14 protein-coding genes and 1 pseudogene are annotated in these 12,671 nt (G+C 66.5%); 7 read left to right on the top strand and 8 right to left on the bottom strand.

Annotated elements, in window-relative coordinates; translation table 11 throughout:
• Positions 1–144: 144 nt before the first annotated feature.
• Positions 145–1,143 (bottom strand): esterase family protein, encoded by a 999-nt coding sequence (locus K0O64_RS15890; RefSeq protein WP_071944355.1) that lies wholly within the window; start codon positions 1,141–1,143, stop codon positions 145–147.
• 224 nt (positions 1,144–1,367) lie between these two features.
• Between K0O64_RS15890 and K0O64_RS15885 the strand changes: the two genes are divergently transcribed.
• Positions 1,368–1,784 (top strand): DUF1810 domain-containing protein, encoded by a 417-nt coding sequence (locus tag K0O64_RS15885; RefSeq protein WP_096311530.1) that lies wholly within the window; start codon positions 1,368–1,370, stop codon positions 1,782–1,784.
• Here K0O64_RS15885 and K0O64_RS15880 read toward each other — a convergent pair.
• The 4 genes from K0O64_RS15880 to K0O64_RS15865 are packed head-to-tail and all read right to left on the bottom strand — an operon-like array spanning position 1,779 to position 5,996.
• On the bottom strand, positions 1,779–3,086 hold the full coding sequence (locus K0O64_RS15880; RefSeq protein WP_096311529.1) for an alpha-amylase family protein: 1,308 nt from the start codon (positions 3,084–3,086) through the stop codon (positions 1,779–1,781). The two genes, K0O64_RS15885 and K0O64_RS15880, sit on opposite strands and share 6 nt — an antisense overlap.
• Positions 3,083–3,562 carry a nucleoside deaminase gene (locus tag K0O64_RS15875; protein ID WP_096311528.1) on the bottom strand — a complete coding sequence of 160 codons (480 nt, stop codon included), beginning with the start codon at positions 3,560–3,562 and terminating at the stop codon, positions 3,083–3,085. Before K0O64_RS15875 ends, K0O64_RS15880 begins: the two co-directional genes overlap by 4 nt.
• Before the next feature lie 11 nt (positions 3,563–3,573).
• The gene (locus tag K0O64_RS15870) at positions 3,574–4,290 is read right to left on the bottom strand and encodes a rhomboid-like protein (protein WP_225933462.1); all 717 of its coding nucleotides are present in this window, start codon (positions 4,288–4,290) and stop codon (positions 3,574–3,576) included.
• A gap of 17 nt (positions 4,291–4,307) precedes the next feature.
• The gene (locus K0O64_RS15865) at positions 4,308–5,996 is read right to left on the bottom strand and encodes a tetratricopeptide repeat protein (protein ID WP_096311527.1); all 1,689 of its coding nucleotides are present in this window, start codon (positions 5,994–5,996) and stop codon (positions 4,308–4,310) included.
• An 80-nt stretch (positions 5,997–6,076) separates the two neighbouring features.
• On the opposite strand from K0O64_RS15865, the gene K0O64_RS15860 reads away from it, so the two are divergent.
• Positions 6,077–6,448 carry a cupin domain-containing protein gene (locus K0O64_RS15860; protein WP_425574785.1) on the top strand — a complete coding sequence of 124 codons (372 nt, stop codon included), beginning with the start codon at positions 6,077–6,079 and terminating at the stop codon, positions 6,446–6,448.
• Here the strand turns inward: K0O64_RS15860 and K0O64_RS15855 are convergent.
• Entirely contained in the window at positions 6,445–8,028 is a 1,584-nt protein-coding gene (locus tag K0O64_RS15855) for a SulP family inorganic anion transporter (protein WP_071944367.1), read from the bottom strand. The two genes, K0O64_RS15860 and K0O64_RS15855, sit on opposite strands and share 4 nt — an antisense overlap.
• 150 nt (positions 8,029–8,178) lie before the next feature.
• On the opposite strand from K0O64_RS15855, the gene K0O64_RS15850 reads away from it, so the two are divergent.
• The 4 genes and pseudogenes from K0O64_RS15850 to K0O64_RS15835 all read left to right on the top strand — a co-directional run bounded on the left by K0O64_RS15850 (position 8,179) and on the right by K0O64_RS15835 (position 10,868).
• Positions 8,179–8,802, top strand: a complete 624-nt coding sequence (locus tag K0O64_RS15850; protein WP_071944369.1) for a PaaI family thioesterase — start codon at positions 8,179–8,181, stop codon at positions 8,800–8,802.
• 19 nt (positions 8,803–8,821) lie between these two features.
• Entirely contained in the window at positions 8,822–9,532 is a 711-nt protein-coding gene (locus K0O64_RS15845) for an EthD domain-containing protein (RefSeq protein ID WP_071944371.1), read from the top strand.
• A pseudogene (locus tag K0O64_RS15840) lies at positions 9,529–9,972 on the top strand (TIGR03618 family F420-dependent PPOX class oxidoreductase). The gene K0O64_RS15845 and the pseudogene K0O64_RS15840 overlap by 4 nt, the downstream one beginning before the upstream one ends.
• Before the next feature lie 140 nt (positions 9,973–10,112).
• Entirely contained in the window at positions 10,113–10,868 is a 756-nt protein-coding gene (locus K0O64_RS15835) for an enoyl-CoA hydratase/isomerase family protein (RefSeq protein ID WP_071944372.1), read from the top strand.
• Position 10,869: 1 nt separating this feature from the next.
• Here the strand turns inward: K0O64_RS15835 and K0O64_RS15830 are convergent, their stop codons facing one another.
• A complete protein-coding gene (locus tag K0O64_RS15830; protein WP_071944374.1) occupies positions 10,870–11,058 on the bottom strand; it encodes a (2Fe-2S)-binding protein in 189 nt (62 codons plus the stop codon).
• A 161-nt stretch (positions 11,059–11,219) separates the two neighbouring features.
• Here K0O64_RS15830 and bfr point away from each other — a divergent pair, with 161 nt between their 5' ends.
• The gene (bfr, locus tag K0O64_RS15825) at positions 11,220–11,699 is read left to right on the top strand and encodes a bacterioferritin (RefSeq protein ID WP_071944376.1); all 480 of its coding nucleotides are present in this window, start codon (positions 11,220–11,222) and stop codon (positions 11,697–11,699) included.
• 1 nt (position 11,700) lies between these two features.
• Here bfr and K0O64_RS15820 read toward each other — a convergent pair whose 3' ends face one another.
• A complete protein-coding gene (locus tag K0O64_RS15820; protein WP_125477443.1) occupies positions 11,701–12,606 on the bottom strand; it encodes an FkbM family methyltransferase in 906 nt (301 codons plus the stop codon).
• Positions 12,607–12,671: the final 65 nt, after the last annotated feature.

Here is a 12,671-nt window from a genome sequence, read left to right as displayed (position 1 = left end):
CGTCGGGCGCCGAACGTCACGCTGGAGTCACGCTCAACGCCCAGCGTGACGCAGGAGTGACGCTCGGCGCAGGTGCGCCCACAGACAAAGCAGCGAGCCTGCCGCCGGGGGGTGGCGACAGGCTCGCTGTTGTTCGGGGGTAAATCAGCCAGCGGAAGGAGTGGCTCCCAGAACCCGCTGCATATCCGGGATCATCTGCTGAAGCTGCGCGCCCCAGTAGCCCCAGCTGTGCGTGCCGTTCGCGGGGAAGTTGAACACACCGTTGCGTCCACCAGCCGCGAGGTAGTTGTCCATGAAGGTCTTGTTGGTCCGCAACGTGAAGCCTTCGAGGAACTGAGCGGCCATCAGGTTGCCGCCGCCACCGGAGGTGTCGAGATCCGACGGCGTACCGGTGCCGCAGTAGATCCAGATCCGGGTGTTGTTGGCGACCAGCTGGTTGATGTTGACCATCGGGTCGTTACGCCGCCACGCCGGGTCGGACGACGGACCCCACATGCTCTGCGCGTTGAAGCCGCCCGCGTCGTTCATCGCCAGACCGATCAGCATCGGCCACCAGCCCTCGGAGGGGTTCAGGAAGCCCGACAGCGATGCGGCGTAGACGTACTTCTGCGGGTAGTAGATCGAGTAGGTCAGCGACGCGCTACCGGCCATCGACAGACCGACGACGGCGTTGCCGTTCGGGTTGACGCCGTAGTTGGCGGCCAGGTACGCCGGCAGCTCCTGGGTCATGAACGTTTCCCACTTATAGGTGTAGTTCTGCCCGTTGCCCTGCGACGGCTGGTACCAGTCGGTGTAGAAGCTGGACTGACCGCCGACCGGCATGACCGTCGACAGACCCGAGCCGTACAGCCACTCGAACGCCGGGGTGTTGATGTCCCAGCCGTTGTAGTCGTCCTGAGCGCGCAGGCCGTCGAGCAGGTACACGGCGTGCGGGCCGCCGCCCTGGAACTGGATACGGATATTGCGTCCCATCGCGGCGGACGGGACATCGAGGTAGAGCACCGGCAAGCCGGGCTTGGAGAAGGCGGCCGCGGTCGCCGACCCGCCGACGACACCAATCAGGCCGGGCAGAGCTAGTGCGGCCACGAAGGCTGCGGCCACGCGGCGCAACCAAGTGCCTCGCAACTTATCGACGATCTTCATGACGGAAACCATCACCTTTCGTACGTGTTTCACAGTGGAGAAGTGCTGTGCTCTGGCAGCTAATCACGGTGCGTAGCCCGGACTCGGCACGCGCGGCGGTGTGGCATATCGCGGTTCGCTAACGATCAGGAGACGCGCTGGACTCGGGATGTCCAGCACGCCAACAGCTTTGATCTGGCGTCAATAACGGAAAGGTCACGCGAATGCAACGGTAGAGTCGAGGCATGGACCCGTTCGATCTGCAGCGCTTCGTCGATGCCCAGGACCGCGTCTATGACCAGGTGCTCGCCGAGCTGCGGGCCGGCGCCAAGCGCAGCCACTGGATCTGGTTCATCTTTCCGCAGCTCGCCACACTCGGAAGTAGTTCAACGGCAAAGCGTTTCGGGATCGAATCGCTCGCTGAGGCGCAGGCATACCTGGCGCATCCGCTGCTCGGGACGCGGCTGCGCGAATGTGCCCGGCTGGTCACGGCGATCGACGGCCGCTCGGTCAATGACATCTTCGGCTGGCCCGACAACCTCAAGGTGCGTTCGTCGATGACGCTGTTCGCGCACGCCACCGACGACAACGCCGACTTCCTCGCGGTGCTTGACAAGTTCTATGGCGGGGAGCAGGACGCGCGCACACTCGAGTTGCTATAGCGGCCGCAGCACCAGCCAGCCCTGCGGCGGGACAACCACCTCGTCGACGACCTCGTCCGGCGGCGCCCCCGTGCCACCCACCAGTTGGGCTTGCCCACCTATGAGCGTGGCCACCGGCAGCGACATCGGCGAGTCGTCGATATTGAGCGCGACGATCAGCGCCTCGTCACCGCTGCGGGTCTCGTAGGCGTATCCGCGGTTGTCCAATTGCAGCGCAGTTGTTTTCGCGTCGAACAGCCACGGATTTCGCCGGCGCAGACCGATCAGGTACTGATGCAGATTCCATGTTTCGCGCCCGGCGGCGTCCAGTGGAACCGGCGGAGTGCCGAATTTGGGACGCACCGCGTCGTCGCCGCCGGCCCGTTCTTCCTTGACGCCACGGTATCCGAGTTCGTCACCGGCGTAGACAGCAGGGACGCCGCCGGTGGTGAACAACAGCACCAGCGCGTGCGCCACCTGCTCGGAGCGCTCCAGCTTGCTGGCGATGCGGGTGACGTCATGATTGCCGACGAACGTCAGTGGCGCGAAGCGCGACAGAAAGTCGTTGTGGCGCTGCAGCGCCCAGTCGAGCTCGTGGAAGTTGCCGTCGTTGAGGCTGCTCCAGATCGCCTTCCACAACTCGTACTGCGTCACCGAGTCGACACCGGAGCCGTCGACGAACGCCGCGTAGTCACCGTGGATCACCTCGGCGACGAACCACGCGTCGGGGTGGGCTTCCCGGACTCGGGGGAGCACCTGCGCCCAGAACGACTCCGGCACCGCGTACGCGGCGTCCAGCCGCCATCCGTCGGCGCCCCGGCTCAGCCAGTGGTTCATCACGTCGACGACGTAGTCGACGACAACCGGGCTCTTGTGGTTGAGGGTGACGAGTTCGCTGTGGCCTTCGAAGGTATGGAAGTGGCCGGGCCGGCCACGGAACCACGCCCGGGCGTCGGGGTCGGTGCCTTCGACAGCTCGCCGATAACGCTCGAAATCTGTTCCGACATGGTTGAACACACCGTCGAGCAGCACGCGCAGCCCACGCCGATGCGCTTCGGCGACCAGGTGATCGAAGTCGCCGTCGTCACCAAGCCGGGGGTCGATGCGGTAGTGGTCGGTGGTGTCGTACCCGTGGGTGCGGGAGGCAAACACCGGGCCCAGCGCGATCCCCGAGGTGCCGAGTTCGACCGCGTGGTCGAGCCAGTCGACCAGGCGGCTCAGCCGGTGCTCACCGGGACCGGGTGGGTCGGTGGCCGGGAACGCGCCGACGAAACCCAGCGGATAGACATGCCACCAGATGGCGTGGCGCACCCAGTCGCTCATGGCGCGAACTTCGCGGCGTAGAGAGTCTTCATCTCGTCCTGATACCCAGGAGCGGGGCCGTCGACCGTCAGATGTGGGGCAATCGTGGTGATCGGCAGCGGCGCCACCGGCGGCAGCGGCGCCTGCCACTCGGCCAGCCAGCGAGCCAACTGCTCACCGGCGACGGCAAAAACGATGCGGCCCAAGCCAACCCATGCGTGCGCTGCCGCGCACATCGGGCAGTGCTCGCCGGAGGTGTAGACAGTGGCGGCGACGCGCTGATCGGGGGAGAGGTTGGCTGCAGACCACTGCGCGATCGCCAACTCCGGATGCGCGGTGGCGTCCCCACCGGCCACGTGGTTGTGATCCTCGAACAGGACTGTGCCGTCGGCGTCGACCAGGATCGAGCCGAACGGCTCGTCACCGGCGTTCAGCGCGGTGCGGGCAAGCTCGACGCAGCGGCCGAGCCGGCGGATGTCCTCGTCGTCGAGCGCCACGCTGTCTGAGCTTACGCAACCGGTGTCGGAGGATGCCGGAAGCGCCAAAGGTCCAACAGCCGCATCGGATCCACCGGCGAGCCCGGACGGCCACGGGCCAGCGGATAGCAGGCGAACCCGACGAACAGCGCGACCAGGTGCCCGACCGGGGTGAACGTTGGGGTGATCACCACATTCCCGATGCAGTAGGCGAGCGCGATGAACAGATACAGCCAGCGCCACGGCCGCGCGATGTGGTACGTCAGCAGGCCGACGATGCCAACGGCGAAATAGCTGACCCCGATATCGCGGGCGTTGAGGTACCGCGGTGAGATCAGTGCCTCCTGGATCTGCCAGTACAGGTATCCCTCACTGGCATAGGTGGCGACGATGTGGGCGATCAGCCCGGCGATCACGAAACGCAGATGGCCCAGCCAGCGTTCGGCGGGTGCCAGAAAGAGGCAGAACCCGATCAGATACGGCCACCAGGCTGCGCCGTCGAGCCATAGCAGGCTGGTGATCAGCACGCGGATCGGGTCGGAGGCGAGGTGGTGCAGGTTGGTCGAGTCCTTGCGCAGCAGCTCGAGCAGGTGCCAGCGCGGCAGCAGGTGCTGGGCGATCGTGGTCAGAAACAGCACCGCCAGCCAGCCGAAGGTGATCGGTGCGCTGCCGATGAAATGCACGACCCGGCCGGGCCAGCCGCGCCGCGTCGGAAGGACCGGCGAGGGAGGTTCGAGGCCGTCGTGCACCTGTCGAGATTACTGCCTCAGTGGCAGCAGTCCTGGTTGACAACCTCGACCCGGCACAGGCAGGACGCCAGAATCGGGACGTCGGCGCGGGCTTTGGCCAGCTCCAGCTGGCGGCCGATGATTCCGGCTTCGGCGTCGCGTCCCAGTCGCTGCAGGCATTCGTGGTAGCCGTGCAGGCTCCAGACATTGCCCGGGTGCTGACACGGCCGGCTCAGCGTCGGGTCGAGGCCGAGGTCCGCGGCATACACCGCGGCGGCCTCCTCGACCCGACCCTGTTCGAGCAGCAGCGCGCCGTAGGCGTGCCGCGTGGGCTGCATCCAGCCCCAGGGTTCGTCGTAGGGCAGCGCGTCGTCGAGGGCGATCGCTCGCCGCAGGTGATCGAAGGCCGCCTCGAAATCGCCTTCCCGATAAGCGATCTCGCCGTCGAGCATGGCCGCGGCGACAGCCAGGATGTCGCGGCTGGTGTTGTTGAACAGATACCGCGACTCCGGGACGCGGGCATACTCCGCCGCGAACGCTTCCCGCTCAGCTGCAGCCTGGACCACCTGCCCCTTGGCCGCATGCGCGACACCGCGCCCGTAGTGGATGGTTGCCGTTGTGCTGCAATACAGTTCGGGATCGTCAGGAAGCGGCTCGGCGATCAGCTCGTCCCAGCGGCCGAACCGGATCAGCACATGCACCCGCAGTGGGACGAACGCTTCCAGCCAGTCGGCCATCGGCGGGGACTCGATCGAGAGGAGCTCCGGAGTGAGCTGTCCGGACAGTTCGTCGGCGGCCTGCAGCGCGATCTGCGACTGGCCGGCGAACATCGCCGAATACACGATGAAATGCAGATCGTGTGCTCGGTAGAGCGAGTAGAAGTTCAGCGGTCCGGCGTGGGCGACGAAGCGCCGATCGGCGGCCACCGCAGATTGGTTGGCCAGCACCGAGTCTCGGTAGTTGCCGCACAGCACGTCGATGTGCGACGGCATGTGCTGCAGGTGGCCGGCGTCGGGCACCAGGCCGCGCAACAGGTCGGCGGCAGGCAGCGCATCCTCGGGATGCGCGGACATCTCCATCGCGTGGATGTAGAGGTGCAGCACCCCGGGATGGGCGCGGCCGGCCTCGGTGCGCAGTGCGGCGTCCAACAAAGCCTTCGCCTCCACCGCTCGTGAACCGGGCGCCGGTTCCCCTGTTGCGGTGTCCCACAACGCCCATGCCGTGATGTTCACCAACGCGTCGGCGGCCAGCGCCAGCACGTCCACGTCGTCGGGATACGCCCGCGCCAGCTCCGTCATGGCTTCGGCGTAGGCGACATGCCCCGCGGCCAGCGCGTCCGCGTCAGAAGGATCGTCGGTGGGGAAGCGGGCGGCCAGCGCCGCGATCAAAGCATGCTCGACGACACTGCCGCGGCTCTTGGCGGCGAGCTGCAGTTCCATCCGAGCTCGCGCCAGGGAAGCGGTCAGGTCGACGGGATCGAAGGCCTCCCAACCCTTGTTGTAGTTCGGCCCGATCGCATACGCGATGCCCCACCGGGCGATCGCGAGGTCCGCGTCGAGCGCCAGCGCTCGCTCAAAGCAGGTGATCGCCTCTTCGTGGTTGAAGGCGTACGCCCACACCAGTCCACGGTCGAACCACACCTGCGCTTGCGGTGAGGGGGTGTCGACGGGCCGGTGGTAGCTGCCGAGGTCGTAGTACGGCTCAGTGTCGCCGAGCGGAACCGCCATGCGCTCACCCTAGGGCAGCGCGCCGAGTGCCGATACCGTTGCAACCGACCAGAACGAAAGGGTGCACCGTGATTCGCTGCGTGCGTTTGTTCACCGGACCCGATGGGGGCTCCCACGTCCAGATCGGACGCCTCGATCTCACGTCAGGACGCAACGACGACCTGGTGTCGGCGGCGATGGCCTCGACCCGGGTGACGGCGGAGGAGACCGCCAGCGGTGGGACGCTGGCCTGGCATACCGCGCCGGTGCGTCAGCTCGTCGTGACGCTCGCCGGGACGTTGGTGTTCACCACTCGCGACGGCGAGGAGTTCATCCTGACCCCCGGCGACGTCCTGCTGGCCGAGGACACCGTGGGCTCCGGTCATCAGTGGCGGCTGGTGGGTGAGGACCCGTGGCGGCGGCTCTACGTCGTGCTTGCCGACGGCGCCGAGGTCCCGTTCGTCAGGGACTAGTGCCCGGCGACGATATCGGATTCGTCGACCGTCACCGGCTCCTTCGCGCCAGGCAGCAATGAGTACGCCAGGCACACCACCGCGAAGAACAAATACCCCAGCGCCACTTGAGGATTGGCGGCCCAGGCGATCTCCGGCGCGTGGATCAGGCCGATAAACGACAGCGCCGCGGCCACCACCGACGCCAGCGCGGCGTAGCGGAACTTCTTCTCCAGGATGAACGTCACCATCGTGCCCAGCAGCAGACCCACCAGGATCGCGCCCTCACCAAGGGTCTGCAGTCCGTCGTACACCACGCCGGCGCCGCCGAGGGCATCCATGCCGACCTTGGCCGCCGACGTCCCAGCCGCGTTCAACGCGTTGTCGATCAGCCCGCTGGCCCATTGCGCGAGGTTCGGCAGCAGCGCGGCGACGACCGCAACCGCGTGGAGCCGGGGTACCGCCTGGAAGGCCTGGGCACCGATCAGCAGGCCGATGTAAAGCAGGATCGGCACGATCGCCGGCACCGGCAGCAGCGCGGCCAGCACGCCGAACAACCCGAGGAAGCACAGCAGTCCGATCACCACGCCGCTGGCCAGTGAGTAGCCCGCCCGCCCGCCGGCGTCCTTCCAGCCCGGGTGGCCGATGTAGACCGCGGGCGGGAACGGTGAGCCGAACGCCGATCCGATCACCGCGCCGGCGCCGTCGGCCAGCAACACGCTGCGCAGGTTGTAGTTGTCCCCGGCCGCGGCCGCGCTCTCCACATTGCTCATCGCCTCCGTGAAGTTGTAGACGCCCAACGGAATTGCGGTTCCCAGTAGCGGTGCCAGATGCGACAGACCGGACCACAACAGGTCGAGGCGAAGGTCGGGAATGCCGATCGCGATGTCGGAGACCGCCTTGCTCACATCCGGCGCCGACATGAACCCACCGATCCACCCGATCGCGGTGCCGACCAACAGCGCGACCAGGCCGACCGGAATGTTGCCCGGCAGCTTCACGTCGGTGAAGAAGCCGATCAAGATGATTGCCAAGACCGGAAGGCCGATCCAGGCGGCCTCCCACATCTGCGCGGCGGGTCGCATCGAGATGAACGTGATCGAGATGCCGGCCAGCGTGCCCAGCATCGCCGCGCGGGGGGTGAGCTTGCGAATGTACGGGCCGACGAACCCGCCGATGATGACGATGACGCCGATCATGAACGCCCACGCCAGACCGGACTGCCAGGCCTGAATCGGATCCTTTGTGGCGAGATACACCGGCAGCATGACGACGAACACAACGATGAACATGTGCGGCACGCTCGGCCCGTACGGCAGGGCGGTGACGTCGCCGCGGTTCTCCCGTCGCGCCAACCGGCGCGCCAAGAACGTGTAGTACAGGTTGCCCAGCACCAGGGCCACACCGAGCGCAGGCAGGACGGTGCCCAGTACGTCGTCGGCGGGGAGCTTGACCACGCCGATCATCAGCGTGGTCAGAGTCAGGACGTTGACCAGAATGTTGAAACCCAACCCGAAGAAGGCGTTGAGATCACCGCGGGTCCACCACGGAATCTTCAGCTCGCTCGGCGGTGTCGCGGGCTCGGTGACGTCGGTGCTCATCGGCAGGCCTTTCTGGCGCGTCCGAACGGCATGCGCTAAGAGGATTCTCGACGCTCCCGTTCCATCCAGGGGTCGGTTGTGTGTCATTTTTGTTAGCGCGCGGCGAGACCCTCGTTCGACAGTCGATCGGCGCCATGCTCTAGTGCTGGAGTGCTGGAATTCACCGTCGAGGACCTGTCGGCCGAGGAGATCGAACGGCTGCGGGCGATCTATGAACCGCTGGCCGTCTCGGTGCGGGAGTTGGTCGACGCCACGATCCGCACCGAAGTCGATGCCGACACCGTCGCCGCCGTCAAGGCCGACATCGACGCCGCGACCGCCCGGCTGCGAAGCAACCAGATCGACGGCGCCTTCGGGGTCAAGCGCACCACGTCTGGTCAGAGCATGAGTTGGGGCAATGCCGTGATCGGCCTGCGCAACCCGGTCGCGCCGCCGCTGAGCATCCACCGCGATCCCGACGGTCGGTACTGGTGCGACTTCGATCTCGGTGCGGCCTATGAGGGTCCACCCGGGCATGTTCACGGCGGGGTGTCGGCGCTGGTTCTGGATCACGTGCTGGGGGAGGCGGCCAGCCCGGACGGCAAGCCCCGCTTCACCGGCAGCATCACCGTGCGGTATCCGCGGGCCTGCCCGCTCGGGGCGCTGCATGCCGAAGCTCAGATCACTCGGGTCGACGGCGTGAAAACCTTTGTCTCGGGCTATATCTCCGACGCCGAGGGCATCACGGTGGAAGCTGACGGCGTCTTCATCACTCCGCGCTGGCTGCGCGACTGACTGAGGTAGGTTCGGCGCCATGGAGAAGGTGATAGTCACGCTGCGCACCGCCACCGCCGACGACGAGTGGGCCGAGCAGTTGCGCGGGCCGGTGGCCCAGGAGTTGCTCGCGTTGGGTCTGCCGGGGTTGACGGTCAACGTCCGCGACCGTGACGTCCGCGATTCGATGATGACGTTGACCGTTCTTGATCCGCCGGTGCAGGCGCTGGTCAGTCTGTGGACTCAGCAGTACTACGGCGACCAGATGCTGATGGCGCTCGAGTTGCTCGGCCACTACGCCGAGGAGATCGCCGCCTACCTCGTCACCGAGTCTGCTCCCTTGCCGCCGCCGTCGACTCCACCCGGCGAGCGGTCGCCGGGACTGGCCAACATGGCGCTGCTGCGGCGGCCGGCGGACATGGACGAGGCCACCTGGCTGGCTCGCTGGCACGGCAACCACACACCGGTGGCGATCGCCACGCAATCGACGTTCACCTACGTCCAGAACTACGTGGTGCGCGCGCTCACCGAAGACGCCCCAGTGATCAATGCGATCGTCGAGGAGCATTTCCCCATCGAGGCGGTGGGCAGCCTGCACGCGTTCTTCGGCGCCGCCGACGACGCCGACCTCCAGAGTCGTATGGAGCAAATGGTCGCCAGCACAGCGGCTTTCGGGGCCAACGTCAACATCGACGCGGTGCCCACCAGTCGCTACCTCTTTCGCAGCCCCTTCGTTTCCGAGCAGTCATGACCACCCTGGACGAGGCTGTCGCGCTGGCACGGGCCGACCGAGGTCTGGCGGTGGTGTCGACGGTGCGCGCCGACAACACCATCCAGGCGTCGTTGGTCAACGCCGGGATCGTGCCGCACCCGGCCAGTGGCGAACCGGTGCTGGCGTTTGTCACGTATGGCCGGGTGAAATTGGCGAATCTGCGGGCGCGGCCCGCGGTGACGCTGACGTTCCGCAACGGTTGGCAGTGGGCGTCGGTGGAGGGAACCGCCGAACTCGCCGGGCCGGACGACCGCCCCTCGTAGCTGGAGTCCGCGGACCAGTTGCGGCTGCTGCTGCGCGAGGTGTTCTCCGCGTGCGGTGGCACACATGACGATTGGGACGAATACGACCGGACGATGGTCGAGCAGGGTCGCGTCGCGGTATTGGTCGCGCCGACGCGCGTCTACAGCAACGGCTAGCAACGATTCTGCGCTCAGCGCGCCATCTAGGGCTCATCTCACGCTCTCACCGCAGACTCGATGATGGTCCCGAGCGGCTAGGTCCCATCTGCCGGGCTTTGGCAGCCCGTCACGCGCGACCACCCTCTAGGCTTCGCCGCGTGACGCTCCTCATCGACGACGAGAACCGGGTCCGCACGATCACCCTCAATCGTCCGGATGCCCTCAATGCCTTCAACGAGGCGCTCTATGACGCCACCGCCGAGGCGCTGCTGGCCGCCGCCGACGATCCCGAGGTCGCCGTCGTAATCATCACCGGAGCCGGCCGGGCGTTCAGCGCCGGCCAGGATCTCGGGGACATGCAGGAGCGCATCACCAACCCCGACTTCGTCCAGGGCGCCCACGGATTCCCCGGCCTGATCACCGCGCTGAGCGAGTTCCCCAAGCCGCTGATCTGCGCGGTCAACGGCGTCGGCCTCGGCATCGGCACGACGATCCTGGGTTACGCCGACCTGGCCTTCATGTCCTCGACGGCGCGTCTGAAGTGCCCGTTCACCAGCTTGGGGGTTGCCCCCGAGGCCGCCTCGTCATACCTGTTGCCGCAGTTGATCGGTCGGCAGAATGCGGCGTGGCTGTTGATGTCCTCGGAATGGGTGGATGCCGCCGAAGCATTGCGCATGGGCCTGGTCTGGCGGGTCAGTGAGCCCGACGAGCTCATCGCCGATGCCCGCAGGCACGCCGAAGTGCTTGCGTCCCGGCCGATTTCGAGTCTGATCGCGGTGAAGCAGACGATGACCGAACCGGCCAAACCGGAGATCGCCGCGGCGACGGCGCGGGAGAACGCGTTCTTCGAGAAGTTGATGGGCGCGGCCGCCAACGCCGAGGCGCTGGCGGATTTCCACCGCGGAAAGTCCTGAGTCAGCTCGCTCGCGCTGCGCCGACGGCGGCGAAGTGCTGCTCGATGATGGCCCGCACGGTGCGGCGGCACCGGCCACAATCACCACCCGCGCCGCAGGCCGCGGCGACCTGCTTGGACGTGCACGCCCCGCGGGCCACGGCCTCACTGACCGTGGCGCTGGTCGCCCCCGCGCAGAGGCATACGTACATCAGCGCTTCACTCTCGTCACAGGATGGCGTCGCACACCGGACATATTAGCCGAGACTAACCTTAGTTAGGTACCCCTACAACATGCCGTCCCATTCAGCTGCACAAAGCGGCCGCCGGGAGTGCACTAGGGTGATCTCCGCAGCCAAATTGGGGAGACGTCATGCAAGGTGATCCGGAAGTTCTGCGCCTGCTCAACGAGCAGCTGACCAGCGAACTGACCGCCATCAATCAGTACTTCCTGCATTCCAAGATGCAGGACAACTGGGGCTTCACCGAGCTCGCCAAGCACACCCGGGACGAATCGTTCGACGAGATGCGCCACGCCGAGGCCATCACCGATCGGATCCTGCTCCTCGACGGCCTGCCCAACTACCAGCGGCTCGGCTCGCTTCGCGTCGGGCAGACCCTGCGCGAGCAGTTCGAGAGCGACCTGGCCATCGAGTACGAGGTGGTGGGTCGCCTCAAGCCGGCCATCATTCTGTGCCGCGAGAAGCTCGACTCCACCACGGCCAACCTCTTCGAAGAGATCGTCGCCGACGAGGAACACCACATCGACTACCTCGAGACGCAGCTCGAGCTGATGGACAAACTCGGCGTCGAGCTCTACTCGGCGCAGTGCGTGTCACGCCCGCCGAAGTAACCTACGGCCGGTCTTCGGCCCGCCACGCATAGACCATGCACACCTCGCTCTGCACAGCGCCGTAACGTTCGCGCTCACTGGCGAACCACGACGTCGTGAATCCGCGCGCTTCGAGCATCTCGACGACACGGTCCTTGGTGGCGAAGTACTCCACCTCCAACACCACCTGACGGATCAGGTCCCAGTGTTGGGCTGTGATCCCTTGCAGCACCGCCACTTCGGCGCCCTCGACATCCACCTTCAGCACGTCAATGCGGTCGAGGCGATACTCCTCGATGACCGACGACAGCGGGACCAGCGACACCGTCACGGTCTTGGTCCGGCCCATCCACGCCACGACCGGGCGCACCGCGATGCGGCCGAGTCGGGAAGGAAGCACTCGGATCATTCCGGCGACGTCGCTGACGAACCGGTCCAACCGCTGGCGGGCGAACTCGGCGTCCTGCGTGCTCCACAGGGTGAAGTTGGGGTGGTACTGGAAGATCACCTCGTCGCTGGTGTCGGACAGGCCGCGGTTGATCGCATGGACCGTCAAGGACGCGCCGGGGCGGGCGTCCATCGCGGCGGCGTAGTCGCCCCGATTGGCGGCGGCGGCGTTCGCCGCGAGCACCGAGAAGGTCGTGGGAATCGGCTCGAAGGCGAAGACCTGCGCCTCGCCGCGGCATTGCCGGGCCGCGAACAGCGTGAACATCCCGATGTTCGCACCGGCGTCGACAATCACTGCGCCGGGCCGAAATTCGATGAAATCGCCCTTCGCGTACACCGAGTCCGCGCCGAAGATCTCCGGGTACAGGAAGTTGGTCTCGATCTTCTGCCAGTGGCGGATTCGCATGCCGTTGGGCAGCGTCACCGGCGTACCACCGCTCGGCGGCCCGGCCAGCACGCGCCGGAGCGGAAGAGGGACCATGCGGGCATTGTCCACTAGCCGACTCCGCCGGGAAACTAGAACACGTTCCAGATTCGCGGTTTGCG

Source organism: Mycolicibacterium pallens, assembly GCF_019456675.1.
Classification (GTDB): domain Bacteria; phylum Actinomycetota; class Actinomycetes; order Mycobacteriales; family Mycobacteriaceae; genus Mycobacterium; species Mycobacterium crocinum.
The sequence above is the reverse complement of the archived record's forward strand: the minus strand, read 5'-3'. Positions and strand labels throughout refer to the sequence as shown.

Excerpts from the sequence above, each read along its gene's own strand:
- K0O64_RS15890 (WP_071944355.1), bottom strand. The coding sequence starts at position 1,143 with ATGAAGATCGTCGATAAGTTGCGAGGCACTTGGTTGCGCCGCGTGGCC.
- K0O64_RS15885 (WP_096311530.1), top strand. The coding sequence starts at position 1,368 with ATGGACCCGTTCGATCTGCAGCGCTTCGTCGATGCCCAGGACCGCGTC.
- K0O64_RS15880 (WP_096311529.1), bottom strand. The coding sequence starts at position 3,086 with ATGAGCGACTGGGTGCGCCACGCCATCTGGTGGCATGTCTATCCGCTG.
- K0O64_RS15865 (WP_096311527.1), bottom strand. The coding sequence starts at position 5,996 with ATGGCGGTTCCGCTCGGCGACACTGAGCCGTACTACGACCTCGGCAGC.
- K0O64_RS15855 (WP_071944367.1), bottom strand. The coding sequence starts at position 8,028 with ATGAGCACCGACGTCACCGAGCCCGCGACACCGCCGAGCGAGCTGAAG.
- K0O64_RS15845 (WP_071944371.1), top strand. The coding sequence starts at position 8,822 with ATGGAGAAGGTGATAGTCACGCTGCGCACCGCCACCGCCGACGACGAG.
- K0O64_RS15830 (WP_071944374.1), bottom strand. The coding sequence starts at position 11,058 with ATGTACGTATGCCTCTGCGCGGGGGCGACCAGCGCCACGGTCAGTGAG.
- bfr (WP_071944376.1), top strand. The coding sequence starts at position 11,220 with ATGCAAGGTGATCCGGAAGTTCTGCGCCTGCTCAACGAGCAGCTGACC.
- K0O64_RS15820 (WP_125477443.1), bottom strand. The coding sequence starts at position 12,606 with ATGGTCCCTCTTCCGCTCCGGCGCGTGCTGGCCGGGCCGCCGAGCGGT.